The organism is Inediibacterium massiliense (assembly GCF_001282725.1).
Lineage (GTDB): Bacteria > Bacillota > Clostridia > Peptostreptococcales > Thermotaleaceae > Anaerophilus > Anaerophilus massiliensis.
The window spans coordinates 541,029-555,021 of sequence record NZ_LN876586.1; the positions used below are offsets into that span (position 1 = coordinate 541,029).

Below are 13,993 nucleotides of genomic sequence, written 5' to 3' on the forward strand. Positions count from 1 at the left end.
GGACTCATAGTCCATTTTTTAGTTTTTATATCATAATTGGAATTTATAGGATTGACATCAAAAGTAGAAAGTGGTAATCTAATACTGTATGAATGTACTATGAAGCATATTACAAAAGGTACAAAAAATCATATAAAATATGGATTGTATTTTTGAAAAATTTGGTGTAATATAAGGAAAAATCTACATAATACATTGCATATGAAAGGGGTTTAAATATGAAAAAAAAGAAAAAAATAATTCTCATTACACTAGGAATACTAATTTTAATAGGAATTATAGGAACTACAATAGCAATGAAAAATAAAAAGCCTAGTGGGATGATGGTTCAAACTACTGCTGTACAAAAGGAAGATATAGAATCTCATATTCAAGCAACAGGAAAAATCTTTTCTATGGATAAAAGAGATATTGTCTCTGATGTGGAAGAAAAAATAGAAAAGATGTTTGTCAAAAAAGGAGATTATGTCAAAGAAGGACAAATTCTTATGAAATTAGAAGAAACAAATATAGAGTATAAAATTAAAGATGCAAAGTTAAAGCTTGCTATGGAGGAGGAAAACTTAAAGCAACTCAAAAAAGAAGGAAATACAGAGCTTGAAATTGATTTAGATAATGCAAAAATAAAATATGAAGATGCAAAAAAAACATATGAACGAAATAAAAATTTGTATGAAAGTAGTGTGATTAGTAAAGCAGATTTGGAAAAATCTCAAAAGGATATGGATGAATCTTATAATGAGTATCTTTTAGCAAAAGAAAAATTGAAAAATTCTAATCATGAAAATGAAATCATTACTCAAAAACAAAAAGTAGAGTTAGCAAAATTAGAAGTTGAGAAATTAGCAGAAGATTTAAAGAAACATACCATTAAAAGTCCTATTACAGGAACTATTGTAGATACCAATATTTCAGAAAGTGGAATCATAGAATCTCATGTAACTTTAATGTCTATTCAAGATGTGGATCATTTAGAGATTGTAGTAGATATGAATGAATATGATGCAAGTAAAATAAAGTTGGGAGACCCTGTAAAAATTACAGGAGATGCATTTGAGAAAAAAGAGTATAAAGGAAAAGTAAAATATATAGGATCTATGGCAAAACAAGTAGAGGGTAGTCAAGGAAAAGAAGGAGTAATAGAAATAAAAATAGATATTGAAAATATTGATCAGTTTTTAAAGCCAGGTTTATCTGCAAAAGTGGATATTTTGACACAAAAGAAACAAGATGTACTTACTATTCCTTATGAAGCTATATTTACTAGAAAAAATGGAGACAAAATTATTTTTACTGTAAGAAACGGAAAAGTAAAAGAACATAAGATAAAAACAGGTATAGAAAGTGATTTTTGTGTAGAAATTATAGGAGATGTAAAACAAAAAGATGAAGTGATCTTAAATCCAACAGAAGATTTAAAAGATGGAGATCAAGTCATGACAGATCAGGTGATGTAATATGAGTATGATTAAGATAGAAAATTTAAAAAAAGTATATAAAAATGGAAATATTAGTGTAGAGGCATTAAAAAATATTCATCTAGAAGTGAAAGAGAAAGAATTTGTATCTATTATGGGTCCTTCAGGATCAGGAAAGTCTACTCTTATGAATATACTCGGATGTTTAGATAAACCAACGGAAGGAATTTTTGAATTAGATGGGCAAAGTGTTCAAGGAATGGATGAAAATGAACTTGCTGTGATTCGAAACAAAAAAATAGGTTTCGTTTTTCAATCATTTAATCTTTTACCTCGAATTAGCTCTTTAAAAAACGTGGAGCTTCCTATGATTTATGCAGGGGTACCTCCTAAAGAAAGAAGAGAGAAAGCTATAAAAGCTTTAGGGAGGGTAGGACTTAAAGAGAGAATGGATCATAAATCTAATGAGCTTTCTGGAGGACAAAGGCAAAGAGTTGCTATTGCTAGAGCACTCGTAAATGATCCTTCTGTAATTTTTGCAGATGAACCTACAGGAAATTTAGACACAAAGTCTGGAAATGAAGTTATGGCTATATTTCAACAGCTTAATGAAGAAGGAGCTACCATTGTCATGGTTACTCATGAACCAGATATTGCACAGCATACCAAAAGAGTTATTGTATGTAGAGATGGAGAAATTATAGAAGATCGACCTGTTGACAATCAAATTATTCTTTATAAACAGGAGGAGATCATATGAATATACTTGAAAGTATACAAGTAGCAATGGGTGCTATTTTTGTAAATAAAATGCGATCTCTCCTTACCATGCTAGGAATTATTATAGGTATATCATCTGTTATTACTGTAGTGGCACTAGGAGAAGGAAGTCAAAAGGTAATAGATAAAGAATTTGAACAATTTGGTGCAGGTAGAGCTTTTCTGATGGTCAATTGGAGAGAACAATATACTACGAAAGATATATTTACACATGATGATATAGAAGCATTAAAAAAGGCTTTTTCAAATGATTTAGAAGCTATTGTGCCAAATGTATCAGAAAGAGGAAAAATAAAAGCTAAAAATGAAAAGCTAGATGTAACCTTAACAGGTGGAGACGAAACTTATACCAAAATAGAAAAAATCAATATGCTACAAGGTAGGTACCTAATGGATGCAGATGTAAAGGGAAGAAGAGCTGTAGCTGTTGTAGATAAAGAAATGGCATTAGAAGTATTTGGAAGAACTAATGTATTAGGAGAAAATATTAGTGTGGAATTTGGAGAAAGTAATGCTTCCTTTGTGATTATTGGTATCTATGAAAATCCAAAAAGTACTCTTAGAAATATGGGCGGAAAAACTCTTGGAAATATTTTTGTCCCTTTTACAACTTTAGAAAAAATAATGGGAATGAGTGATCGAATTTTTGATGTTGAAATGAGTTTAAAAAAAGGAGTAAATACAGATTCTATTACAGATAAGATGATTCGTTTGATTGAAAGAAGACATGATAATGAAGGGGAAAATAAATATATGATTCAAACGGCAGAAAGTGAAATGGAGTCCATTAATAACATTACTGGAATCATAACTACTGTTGTAGGAGCTATTGCAGCTATATCTCTTTTGGTTGGAGGAATTGGTGTTATGAATATAATGCTTGTTTCTGTTACAGAAAGAACGAGAGAGATTGGTATCAGAAAAGCAATAGGAGCCAAGAGAAAAGATATATTGTTGCAATTTTTAGTAGAATCTGTAATTGTATCTGGAATAGGAGGAATCATAGGAACGATTATTGGAGTGGGACTTTCATTTATTGTTTCAAGCTTTATCAATATGCCTCCTAGTGTATCTATAAGAACAATAGTCATTGCTTGGATTTTTTCAGCAGGAGTAGGAATTTTCTTTGGTATTTATCCTGCTAATAAAGCATCTAAACTAGATCCTATTGAAGCTTTGCGTTATGAATAATATTTGTATATTTTTTTAAAATCTACAAATAATAAAAACAAGCTTTCATCTATTGAAAGTTCAAAGGAGGATGTTTATGGCAAGTAAAGAACAACTTCAATTAGTAGCTCATAACTGTAGTCAGTATGATTCTAAGAGTGGGAATTCATTTACTTCTGCTGTAGAAACTCAAATAAGTTGTGAAACTTGTAAGCATTTTACCAAGAATCACAAATGTGATATTCATTTAGTAGATCCAATTTTATCAAGAATTAATAATGATGAATGCTAGAAGAATAAAAATGTGAAAGGCCTAAAGATCTATAAAAGATCTTTAGGTTTTTTATTTTTGAATAAATAGTTACCAAAAAGTACTTATATTGCATATATAAAGAATAAGATAAAAAAAGGAGATGAAAAAATTGAATATGGAAATTACAAAAGGACTGTCTTTGTTTAATATGGAATTTTTATCTTCCGTTACAGCCATGGTGTTAGCTGTAAATTTAATCACTCAAGTGATTAAAGAGATCTTTTTAAGAGAAGATATATCTGGAAAAGTTCCTAAAATACTTACACTGATGGCATCTTTTATTGTAGTAGGAATGAATCATCAAAGACTTTGGTTAGACAATCCCAATATATTTCATAATTCTTTAGCAGAACTTATATTTTTAATTTTTTTAAATGGTATATTGATTACAGCACTTGCTATGGGAAATTACAAAGTTTTAAATTTAACAAAAGAAAGAGAAGTAAAAAGTATGGAAAATAAGTTGAAAATGGAAGAAAGAAAAAATTATTTTCAAAGAAAATAGACAAACTTTGCTATTTGAAGAGGTGTTGGATATAATATAGAAGATAAACAAAAGATAAGGAAGGTGCATATTTTGAATATAAAAGCCCCTAAAAACAAAGAATATTATCTAACTCTTTCTATAGAAACAAGCTGTGATGAAACATCTGCTGCAATTTTAAAAAATGGAAGAGAAGTTTTGTCAAATATTGTTTCTACACAAATAGATATACATAAAAAATTTGGAGGAGTTGTTCCTGAAGTTGCTTCAAGGAAACATGTGGAAAATATTGATATTGTTATTGAAGAAGCACTAAATAGTGCAAATGTAGATTTAAAAGAAATAGACCATATAGGTGTGACTTATGGGCCAGGACTTGTAGGGGCACTTTTAGTAGGTGTATCTAGTGCAAAGGCTATATCCTATGCGTTAGATATTCCATTAGTAGGTGTCAATCATATTGAAGGACATATTTGTGCTAACTATATAGAAGACAAAAATTTAAAGCCTCCTTTTTTATGCTTAGTAGTATCAGGAGGACATACCCATATTGTTTATGTAAAAGATTATGGAGTTTATGATATCTTGGGACAAACTAGAGATGATGCAGTAGGAGAAGCTTTTGACAAAGTAGCCAGAGCTTTAGGACTTCCATATCCTGGAGGACCTGTGATTGATAAACTTTCAAAGGAAGGAAATAAAGATGCTATTCATTTTCCAAGAATTTATTTAGAAGAAGGAAGCTTTGATTTTAGTTTTAGTGGATTAAAATCTTCTGTACTTAATTATTTAAATAGTCAGAGACAAAAGGACTTACCTATCCATGTAGAAGATGTAGCAGCTTCTTTTCAAGCTGCTGTGATAGAAGTTTTAGTAGATAAGACTATAAAAGCTGCGAAGCAAAAAAAAGTAGATACCATTGTGTTAGCAGGAGGGGTAGCAGCGAATAGTGGACTTAGAGAAGCACTTTTAAAAGAAACACAAAAAGAAAAATTTGATTTTAAATATCCTTCTTTAAAGCTTTGCACAGATAATGCGGCTATGATTGGTTGTGCTGCTTTTTACAATTATCAACAAGGAAATATTTCAGATTTGTATTTAAATGCAGTTCCAAATTTGAAATTAGGGAAAAAGTAATTGGATTGAAATTATTCAGAACATTTTGTGGATAAAAATGTGGATAGTGTGGATAATAGTAAGAATTCTTTGAAAAATATATATAAAATAATAAGAATTGTGGATAAAGTTGTGAAAATTGTGGGAAAACTGTGGGTATATATGGGTATAATTTTTATTTTTAAAAATATAGGATTGTGGATAGGGTAGGAAAAAGAAAAAACAAGTAGTTTGGATTCCCAAACTACTTGTTTTCTTCTACATAACTTACAATATCACCAATGTTTTTAAATCCTTCTGCATCTTCATCAGGAATTTCTACATCAAATTCATCTTCAATAGCCATGATGATTTCTACTGCATCTAGTGAATCTGCTTCTAAATCTCCCATAAGAGAAGTTTCTAAACCTATTTCTACATCATCATCTAATCCTAATTGATCAATAATAATCTCTTTTATTTTGTTAAATACCATATGTATACCTCCTACATAAATATTCTTAGCCATCTCTGTGGCTTTTTGACGTGATTATTTTACCACATCTAAATAGAAAATACTACAATAAATCTTACTTTCTATAGTTTAGCATATAAAAAAGTTTTTATTCCAACTTTTTAACTCAATCTTTATTCTAAATAGTATTCCCATTTTTCATAAAGTATTTCTAATTCTTTTTTGAATTCATTTGTTTTTTCATGAATTTTTTTACTTTCTTCTGGATTTGTATAAATTTCTTCTTTGCACATTTCATGTTCTAATTGTTTAATTTTTTCTTCTATGATGAGAATCTTTTCTTCTAATGCTTCTTGCTCTTTTTTGATTCTTTTTTCTTCCTTTTGTTTTTCTTTTTCTTTTTTCTTTTCATCTTTTAATTGTGTCTTTGTTTTTTGAGGTTGCGTTTCTTCGCTATATTCTATGGATTCATTTTTCTTTTCATGATAATATTCATAATTTCCTAGATATTCTTTTATTCCTTCAGATGAGAGATCTAAAATTTTTGTAGCTACTTGATTTAAAAAATAACGATCATGAGAAATCACCAGTAAAGTTCCATCATAAGATTTAAGAGCTTCTTCTAGAGCTTCTTTAGATGCAATATCTAGATGGTTTGTAGGCTCATCTATAAGCAAAAAATTAGCTTTAGAAAGCATAAGTTTTAATAGAGATACTCGACTTTTTTCTCCACCACTCAAGGTAGCAATTTCTTTAAATACATCTTCTCCTTGAAATAGAAAAGAACCTAGAATTGTTCTGACTTGAGTTTGGGTAAAAGAAGTATTTTGTTCCCATATTTCATCAATAATTTTATTAGAAAGATTTAAATCCGATTGTTCTTGATCAAAATAACCCATATTTACATGATGACCTAATTTTACAATTCCTTCTTCATAAGGGATTTTTTCTAATAACATTTTAAACAACGTAGACTTTCCAATGCCATTAGGACCAATTAGACCTACTCTTTCTCCTCTATAGATGGAGAAACTAACATTTCTAAATAGTTGATTTTCACCGAAGGATTTAGATAAATTTTCAACAAATAAAACATCTTCTCCACTTTTTATCTGAGTCTCAAAGCGAATTTTTGCTTTTTCCTCTAAAAATACTGGTTTTTCTAACATAGAAATATGTTCAAGTCTTTTTTCTCTACTTTTTGCCCTTTTTGCTAATTTTTCAGTGCCATGTTGTTTAAACTTCCTGATCATTTCTTCTTGTTTTTGAATTTCTTTTTGTTGTGCTAAATAAGCTTTTTTTTGTTGTTCATAATTTTCCTTTTTTTTCTTTACATAAAAACTATAATTACCTGTATATGGAGTGAGAAATTTATTTTCGATTTCATATATTTTTTCAACAATTTGATCTAAAAAATATCGATCATGAGAAATAAGAATAATACTTCCTTTGTAAGATTTTAAAAATCCTTCAAGCCATTCGATAGCATCCATATCTAAATGGTTTGTAGGCTCATCTAAAAGTAAAATATCAGGCTTTTTAAGGAGAAGTTTTGCAAGAGCTACCCTTGTTTTTTGTCCTCCACTTAAGTGATGAATAGACATATGAAATTCATCTTCAGAAAAACCAAGGCCCCTTAGTACTCCACGTATTTCACTTTTATATCCATATCCATTTTGATTTTGAAATTCTTCAGATTTGTGAGCATATAAATCCATTAATTTGTTTAAACTTTCAGAAGAAGTACTTTCTTTACTAATTTGTATTTCTAAATTTCTTAATTCTTCTTCCAGTTCAATAAGATGGGAAAATACTTTTAAAACTTCTTCAAAAATAGTATGAGAAGAATCAAAATTATTATTTTGTTCAAGATAACCTAAGTTTATATTTTTAGAAAGATAAAGTTCTCCTTTGTCATAAGGATAAATCCCAGTGATTATTTTAAAAAGTGTAGACTTTCCAGCTCCATTTGAACCTACAAGTCCAATTTTATCTCCAGTACTTATAGTAAATGATATATTTTCTAATATAGATTCTATTCCAAAAGATTTGTAAATTTCATTACATGATAAAACAATCATAAGCTTCCTCCTTCGTTAAATCTTTACCATCTTATTGTACCAAAAAAGGATAAAATATAAAATCAAAAGACATTTAAAACCGCAGATAGAGGGGAGATATTAGAGAAAAGCAAGGGTTTGCACAGATTGACATATTAATAACACAGTGATATAATTTTTTAACAAAATAATATAGAGATAAGGGAAGATCGATATGCAAAAAGGAAACACGAAAATTTCAATGGCAGTGATTAGAAGACTCCCTAAATATAGAAGATACTTATCAGAATTATTAGAAAAAAATATCAATAGAATTTCTTCTAGGGAGCTTAGTAAAATTATTGGATTTACTGCTTCTCAAATTAGACAGGATCTTAATAATTTTGGAGGTTTTGGACAACAAGGTTATGGATATAATGTAGGTGCCCTCTATGAAGAAATTGGGAAAATACTAGGATTAGATACAAGATACAAAACCATTATTATAGGAGCAGGAAATTTAGGACAGGCTATTGCCAACTACACAAATTTTGAAAAAGCTGGTTTTGTACCTATAGCAATGTTTGATATCAATCCTAAATTGATAGGTTTAAAAATTAGAGATATTGAGATTAGAGATTCAGATGAGATGGAACAGTACATCAAGGAAAATAATATTGATATTGGAATTATTTGTACAAGTAAAGAACAAGCAGAAGATGTGGCAGAGAGATTGGTTAAGAGCAATATAAAAGGAATTTGGAATTTTGCTCCTACAGATTTACATGTACCAGAAAATGTAATGTTAGAAAATGTGCATTTGAGTGAAAGCTTGTATACTTTATCTTTTTTACTGAAGCATAGAGATGAAAATATGATTTAGTAATAAGTATAAAGTGTTTTGAAAATCAAACAGTGTACAAAAAACGATACGATTTGACATGTAATTAACAATGATAAGTGACATATTTAACAAACTTAAAGAAGAAGGTGTACAAAAAAATGTACATCTTCTTCTTTAAGTTTGTTTGAAAACCTTTATATTCTCTATAAATATCCATTTAAAGAGAGATTTACCCATTAAAATACAAAAAAAAACACAAATTATAACATTGCAAAAATTTGTAATTTATTATAAAATTGCAAATGAAGGTTTAATACATGTTCATATTACTAAGGTATGGCTAATATTTTGAAAAAATATAAAAAAATTCAAAATATAAAGTCATGCATAAAATTGATAATTGTTATTGAAATATTGGCATGCTTTGTGCTAATATAATAATGGTGCTGTGAAAAAAATATCAATTTTTTAAATATAAAGAGGAGGGAATTAATGTGAATTTTCAATTAACCAAAGAACAAGAAATGGTTAGAAAGATGGTTAGAAGCTTCGCTGAAACTGAAGTACAACCGTTAGCAGCAGAAGTTGATGAAACAGAAAGATTTCCATGGGAAACAGTTGAAAAAATGGCTAGATATAGCATGCTAGGAACTTTCGTTCCGAAACAATATGGTGGAGCAGGAGCTGACGAAGTTGCTTATGCAATCACTGTAGAAGAGCTTTCAAGAGCTTGCGCTACAACAGGAGTTATTTGTTCAGCACACAGTTCATTATGTGCATGGCCAATTATGAAATATGGTACAGAAGAACAAAAACAAAAATATTTAGTTCCTCTTGCAAAAGGAGAAAAATTAGGAGCATTTGGTTTAACTGAGCCAAACGCAGGTACTGATGCAGCAGGACAACAAACTACAGCAGAATTAGATGGAGAAGAATGGGTTATTAATGGATCAAAAATCTTCATCACAAATGGTGGAACAGCTGAAACTTATGTAGTTATGGCTATGACTGATCCTTCAAAAGGAACAAAAGGAATCAGTGCTTTCATCGTAGAAAAAGGAACTCCAGGGTTCAGCATTGGTAAAAAAGAAGACAAATTAGGAATTAGAGGATCTGCTACTACAGAATTAATTTTTGAAAACTGCAGAATTCCTAAAGAAAATCTTCTTGGAAAAGAAGGACAAGGATTTAAAGTTGCCATGAGTACTCTTGATGGAGGAAGAATTGGTATTGCATCTCAAGCTCTAGGAATTGCACAAGGAGCAATGGATGAAACAATTAAATACACAAAAGAAAGACAACAATTTGGTAAGCCACTTGCTAAATTCCAAGCATTACAATTTGAAATGGCTGATATGGAAACTAGAATCCAAGCAGCTAGACATTTAGTATACAATGCAGCATTCAGAAAATCTCAAGGATTACCTTATTCTAAAGAAGCTGCAATGGCAAAATTATTTGCAGCAGAAACTGCTATGCATGTAACAACTAAAGCTGTTCAATTACATGGTGGATATGGATATACTAGAGAATATCCAGTTGAAAGAATGATGAGAGATGCAAAAATCACTGAAATCTATGAAGGTACTTCAGAAGTACAAAAAATGGTTATTGCAGCTAGTATATTAAGATAATAAGCTCGGGAAAAAGTTATCCAGGTAAAATAAAGGAGGAGAAAACATGAAGGTAATTGTTTGCGTAAAACAAGTTCCTGATACAAACGAGGTTAAAATAGATCCTGTAAAAGGAACTCTTATTCGTGATGGTGTTCCAAGTATTTTAAATCCAGATGATGCAAATGCATTAGAGGAAGCATTAGCATTAAAAGATAGATGCGATGATGTTCATGTAACAGTAATTACAATGGGACCACCTCAAGCAGATGAAATGTTAAGAGAATGTCTAGCTATGGGTGCAGATGAAGCAATTTTATTAACAGATAGAGCTTTTGCTGGTGGAGACACATGGGCAACATCTAATGCATTAGCAGCTGCAATCAGACAAATGGGAGAATATGATATCATATTTGCTGGTAGACAAGCTATTGATGGAGATACAGCTCAAGTAGGACCACAAATTGCAGAAAGAATCGGTATCCCTCAAGTAACTTATGTACAAAACTTTGAAGCAAAAGAAGGAGAAGTTTCTGTACAAAGACAATTAGAAGATGGATATGAAATAATCAAAGTAAAAACTCCAGTACTATTAACTGCAATCAAAGAATTAAATAAACCAAGATATATGTCTGTACAAGGTATCTATGATGCTTTCAGAGAAAAAGAAGTAAAAGTTTGGAACTTTGATGTATTAGGTATCGAAAGAGAAGAAGTAGGACTTAAAGCATCTCCAACAAAAGTATATCGTTCATTTGTTCCACAACCAAAAGGAAAAGGAACAATGCTTGAAGGTTCAGTTAAAGATATGACTGAAAAATTAGTAGTAGCTTTAAAAGAAAAACATATTATCTAGTGATATAATATAGAAACGGGAGGGAATACTATGCCAATAGTAAAAGATACTTCTGCATACAAAAATGTATGGGTATTTGCAGAACAAAGAGAAGGCAAAATTATGCCTGTAGCTATCGAACTTCTTGGAGAAGGTAAAAAATTAGCTAATGAAATCGGAACAGAACTTTGCGCAATTGTTTTAGGAAAAGGTATCGAAGGATTAGCTCAAGAGTTAATTTCTTATGGTGCAGATAAAGTATATGTTGCTGAACATGATTTATTAGAAAAATTCACAACTGATGGATATACAAAAGTAATTAGTGATGCAATCAATGAAGTAAAACCTGAAATCGTTTTATTAGGAGCTACACATATCGGAAGAGATTTAGCTCCAAGAATTGCTGCTAGAGTAGATACTGGACTTACAGCTGATTGTACAAAATTAGCTATTGATCCAGAAGACAAAAAAATTCTTCAAACTCGTCCAGCTTTTGGTGGAAACATCATGGCTACAATCATTTGTCCAAACCATAGACCACAAATGTCTACAGTAAGACCTGGTGTTATGGACAAAGCTCACAAAGATGAAGCTAGAAAAGGCGAAGTTGTTAAATTAGATGTTAAATTAGATCAAGCTGATGTTCGTACAGAAGTTGTTGAAATCGTAAAAACAACTAAAGAATTAGTATCTTTAACAGATGCTGATGTAATCGTAGCTGGTGGACGTGGACTTGGAAAAGCAGAAGGCTTCGAAATGATTAAACAATTAGCTGACAAATTAGGTGGAGTAGTTGGTGCATCTCGTGCAACAGTAGATGCTGGATGGATCGATCATTCTCACCAAGTAGGTCAAACAGGAACAACTGTTAAACCACAATTATACATTGCTTGCGGTATCTCTGGAGCAATCCAACATTTAGCTGGTATGCAAGAATCAGATATCATCGTTGCAATTAACAAAAATGCAAATGCTCCAATCTTTGATGTTGCAGATTTCGGTATTGTAGGAGATGTATATGATGTAGTTCCTGCATTAATCGATGCATTAGATAGAGCAGAAGATTTAGTAGAAGCTTTAAAAGAAGTAGCAGGAAAATAATAAATTTTAACAATATATACGGGCAACTGATCGAAATGACAGTTGACCCGTTTTTTGTTGAAAAAAATTATCATCAATGATATAATAGCAAAAGACTAAAAATCAGGTGATAAAAATGGCAAATTATTATCCACAAATTAATAAAATGATTGATAAGCTTATGCATCAGGTATTAATTTATGATAGAAAAGGATTTAAAATAGGAAATAAATTGGAAAATTTATCTTTATTAGATATTCATGCATTAAGAAAGATAGAAGAAAGAGATGATACAAAGATTTATGAGTTAGTAGAAGAATTAGGGGTTGATCGAGGTGTTATTTCTTCTGTAATTAAGAAATTAATGCAAAATAGCTATATTATAAAAGAAAAAAGCAAAGAAGATAAAAGAGTATATATATTAAAGCTTACAACAGAAGGAAAAGAAATGTGTACAAAAACTATGGAAATTCAAAAGAAGTTATTAAATTTTGTATTAGAAGATATGAGTTTTAATGAAGAAAAAGCAATTCTAAAATTTTTAAGTAAGATCAATCAAACTACGCTTATAAAAGAACAAAAAAATAATAACGCCCTATAGGGCATTATTATTTATGTAAGCTGATTAAGCTTGAACTGGTGCGTCTACTGGACAAACGTTAGCGCAAGCACCACAATCGATACATGCTGATTCGTCGATTACATATTGTCCATCTCCACAGCTAATTGCACTTACTGGACATTCTGGTTCACAAGCACCACAACTAATACAAGCATCTTTAATTACAAAAGCCATAATAAAATCCTCCTCTAAGTTTCAATTTAATTGTATACTTTTAATATGATTGCTCAACATGTTTATATTTTAACAAAAGAAAAATAATTGAACAATAAAAAAATCAAAATAATCGTCGAAAAACAAAAATATATAATGATAATCATTCTAAATTTTAAAAAGGAGAAAAGATATGAAGGTAGTTGCTTTAGTAGGAGCTAGTGGAACAGGAAAAAGCTACAGAGCGATTGGAGTAGCTTATGAAAAAAATATTGGGTATATTATAGATGATGGACTGCTTATTAAAAAAAATAAGATTATTGCAGGGAAATCTGCTAAAAGACAGGATACATCTATTGCAGCTGTAAAAACAGCGCTGTTTACTCATGATGATCATAGACAAGAGGTAATAGATATAATAAAGAGTGAAAATCCTAAGGGAATTTTAATTTTAGGAACTTCTAAAAGAATGGTAGACAAAATTGCCAATCATTTAGAGCTTCATTCTATTGATGAATATGTATATATAGAGGAAATTTCCACGGAAGAAGAAAGGAAACTAGCAAAAAAACAAAGACACGAATTAGGAAAACATGTAATACCTGTTCCAACTTTTGAAATCAAAAAAGATTTTTCAGGATATTTTATAGATCCTTTGAAGATTTTAAGAAAGAGAGAAAATCATCATTTGCATATATCTGAAAAGTCTATAGTAAGACCCACTTATAGCTATATGGGGAAATATACAATTTCTGACAAAGTCATTTTTGATTTGGTACACTACGCTTTAAAGAAAATAAAAGAGGTTCATAAGGTATTTGCTGTGGATATAAGAAACAGTCCAAATGGCACAGTGATTCATATAGATGTATGTGCCATATATGGAGTATCTCTTAAAGAGCTAGCTTTAAAAATTCAAAATCAAGTAAAAAAAGAAGTAGAATATATGACAGCATTAAACATTATGAGTGTAAATGTATTAATAAAGAAAATAATAATTTCTTCAAAAATTGAAAAAAATATATAAAAATTATATTTCAAATGAATGCGAAATATACGAATTAATTCTAAA

General features: G+C 30.1%; 15 protein-coding genes. 12 read left to right on the plus strand and 3 right to left on the minus strand.

The genetic code is table 11. From position 1 onward, the window contains the following. Positions 1–218 precede the first annotated feature (218 nt). The 6 genes from BN2409_RS06400 (at position 219) to tsaD (ending at position 5,302) form a co-directional block, all read left to right on the plus strand. Positions 219–1,457 (plus strand): efflux RND transporter periplasmic adaptor subunit, encoded by a 1,239-nt coding sequence (locus BN2409_RS06400; RefSeq protein WP_053955813.1) that lies wholly within the window; start codon positions 219–221, stop codon positions 1,455–1,457. Between the two features lies 1 nt (position 1,458). After that, positions 1,459–2,178, plus strand: coding sequence for an ABC transporter ATP-binding protein (locus BN2409_RS06405; protein ID WP_330375395.1), 720 nt, complete (start codon positions 1,459–1,461; stop codon positions 2,176–2,178). Further along, the gene (locus BN2409_RS06410) at positions 2,175–3,389 is read left to right on the plus strand and encodes an ABC transporter permease (protein ID WP_053955814.1); all 1,215 of its coding nucleotides are present in this window, start codon (positions 2,175–2,177) and stop codon (positions 3,387–3,389) included. Before BN2409_RS06405 ends, BN2409_RS06410 begins: the two co-directional genes overlap by 4 nt. A 76-nt stretch (positions 3,390–3,465) precedes the next feature. Beyond that, positions 3,466–3,660 carry a hypothetical protein gene (locus BN2409_RS06415; protein ID WP_053955815.1) on the plus strand — a complete coding sequence of 65 codons (195 nt, stop codon included), beginning with the start codon at positions 3,466–3,468 and terminating at the stop codon, positions 3,658–3,660. A gap of 130 nt (positions 3,661–3,790) precedes the next feature. Then, positions 3,791–4,186: a hypothetical protein gene (locus BN2409_RS06420; RefSeq protein ID WP_053955816.1), complete on the plus strand. Its 396-nt coding sequence runs from the start codon at positions 3,791–3,793 to the stop codon at positions 4,184–4,186. Positions 4,187–4,258: 72 nt separating this feature from the next. After that, the gene (tsaD, locus tag BN2409_RS06425; protein WP_242847917.1) at positions 4,259–5,302 is read left to right on the plus strand and encodes a tRNA (adenosine(37)-N6)-threonylcarbamoyltransferase complex transferase subunit TsaD; all 1,044 of its coding nucleotides are present in this window, start codon (positions 4,259–4,261) and stop codon (positions 5,300–5,302) included. 223 nt (positions 5,303–5,525) lie between these two features. On the opposite strand, the gene acpP is transcribed toward tsaD, so the two are convergent. Further along, positions 5,526–5,756 carry an acyl carrier protein gene (gene acpP / locus BN2409_RS06430; protein ID WP_053955817.1) on the minus strand — a complete coding sequence of 77 codons (231 nt, stop codon included), beginning with the start codon at positions 5,754–5,756 and terminating at the stop codon, positions 5,526–5,528. Between the two features lie 152 nt (positions 5,757–5,908). Continuing rightward, complete coding sequence (gene abc-f, locus BN2409_RS06435) at positions 5,909–7,816, minus strand: ribosomal protection-like ABC-F family protein (RefSeq protein WP_053955818.1); 1,908 nt, start codon at positions 7,814–7,816, stop codon at positions 5,909–5,911. Between the two features lie 193 nt (positions 7,817–8,009). On the opposite strand from abc-f, the gene BN2409_RS06440 reads away from it, so the two are divergent. The 5 genes from BN2409_RS06440 (at position 8,010) to BN2409_RS06460 (ending at position 12,747) form a co-directional block, all read left to right on the plus strand. Beyond that, positions 8,010–8,657 carry a redox-sensing transcriptional repressor Rex gene (locus tag BN2409_RS06440; protein WP_053955819.1) on the plus strand — a complete coding sequence of 216 codons (648 nt, stop codon included), beginning with the start codon at positions 8,010–8,012 and terminating at the stop codon, positions 8,655–8,657. A gap of 455 nt (positions 8,658–9,112) precedes the next feature. Beyond that, positions 9,113–10,252, plus strand: coding sequence for an acyl-CoA dehydrogenase (locus BN2409_RS06445; RefSeq protein ID WP_053955820.1), 1,140 nt, complete (start codon positions 9,113–9,115; stop codon positions 10,250–10,252). A 46-nt stretch (positions 10,253–10,298) separates the two neighbouring features. Continuing rightward, a complete protein-coding gene (etfB, locus tag BN2409_RS06450) occupies positions 10,299–11,087 on the plus strand; it encodes an electron transfer flavoprotein subunit beta (protein ID WP_053955821.1) in 789 nt (262 codons plus the stop codon). Between the two features lie 30 nt (positions 11,088–11,117). Further along, a complete protein-coding gene (locus BN2409_RS06455) occupies positions 11,118–12,167 on the plus strand; it encodes an electron transfer flavoprotein subunit alpha/FixB family protein (RefSeq protein ID WP_053955822.1) in 1,050 nt (349 codons plus the stop codon). Between the two features lie 115 nt (positions 12,168–12,282). Beyond that, entirely contained in the window at positions 12,283–12,747 is a 465-nt protein-coding gene (locus tag BN2409_RS06460) for a MarR family winged helix-turn-helix transcriptional regulator (protein ID WP_053955823.1), read from the plus strand. Positions 12,748–12,771: 24 nt separating this feature from the next. Here BN2409_RS06460 and BN2409_RS06465 read toward each other — a convergent pair whose 3' ends face one another. Next, positions 12,772–12,942, minus strand: coding sequence for a DUF362 domain-containing protein (locus BN2409_RS06465; RefSeq protein WP_053955824.1), 171 nt, complete (start codon positions 12,940–12,942; stop codon positions 12,772–12,774). Between the two features lie 172 nt (positions 12,943–13,114). On the opposite strand from BN2409_RS06465, the gene BN2409_RS06470 reads away from it, so the two are divergent. Beyond that, on the plus strand, positions 13,115–13,948 hold the full coding sequence (locus BN2409_RS06470; protein ID WP_053955825.1) for an Asp23/Gls24 family envelope stress response protein: 834 nt from the start codon (positions 13,115–13,117) through the stop codon (positions 13,946–13,948). Positions 13,949–13,993: the final 45 nt, after the last annotated feature.

Bases quoted from the DNA above. Each gene is read 5' to 3' on its own strand.
- BN2409_RS06405 (WP_330375395.1), top strand. From the start codon at position 1,459: ATGAGTATGATTAAGATAGAAAATTTAAAAAAAGTATATAAAAATGGA.
- BN2409_RS06460 (WP_053955823.1), top strand. From the start codon at position 12,283: ATGGCAAATTATTATCCACAAATTAATAAAATGATTGATAAGCTTATG.
- abc-f (WP_053955818.1), bottom strand. From the start codon at position 7,816: ATGATTGTTTTATCATGTAATGAAATTTACAAATCTTTTGGAATAGAA.
- BN2409_RS06455 (WP_053955822.1), top strand. From the start codon at position 11,118: ATGCCAATAGTAAAAGATACTTCTGCATACAAAAATGTATGGGTATTT.
- BN2409_RS06440 (WP_053955819.1), top strand. From the start codon at position 8,010: ATGCAAAAAGGAAACACGAAAATTTCAATGGCAGTGATTAGAAGACTC.
- etfB (WP_053955821.1), top strand. From the start codon at position 10,299: ATGAAGGTAATTGTTTGCGTAAAACAAGTTCCTGATACAAACGAGGTT.
- BN2409_RS06470 (WP_053955825.1), top strand. From the start codon at position 13,115: ATGAAGGTAGTTGCTTTAGTAGGAGCTAGTGGAACAGGAAAAAGCTAC.
- BN2409_RS06410 (WP_053955814.1), top strand. From the start codon at position 2,175: ATGAATATACTTGAAAGTATACAAGTAGCAATGGGTGCTATTTTTGTA.
- BN2409_RS06400 (WP_053955813.1), top strand. From the start codon at position 219: ATGAAAAAAAAGAAAAAAATAATTCTCATTACACTAGGAATACTAATT.
- BN2409_RS06465 (WP_053955824.1), bottom strand. From the start codon at position 12,942: ATGGCTTTTGTAATTAAAGATGCTTGTATTAGTTGTGGTGCTTGTGAA.
- acpP (WP_053955817.1), bottom strand. From the start codon at position 5,756: ATGGTATTTAACAAAATAAAAGAGATTATTATTGATCAATTAGGATTA.
- BN2409_RS06415 (WP_053955815.1), top strand. From the start codon at position 3,466: ATGGCAAGTAAAGAACAACTTCAATTAGTAGCTCATAACTGTAGTCAG.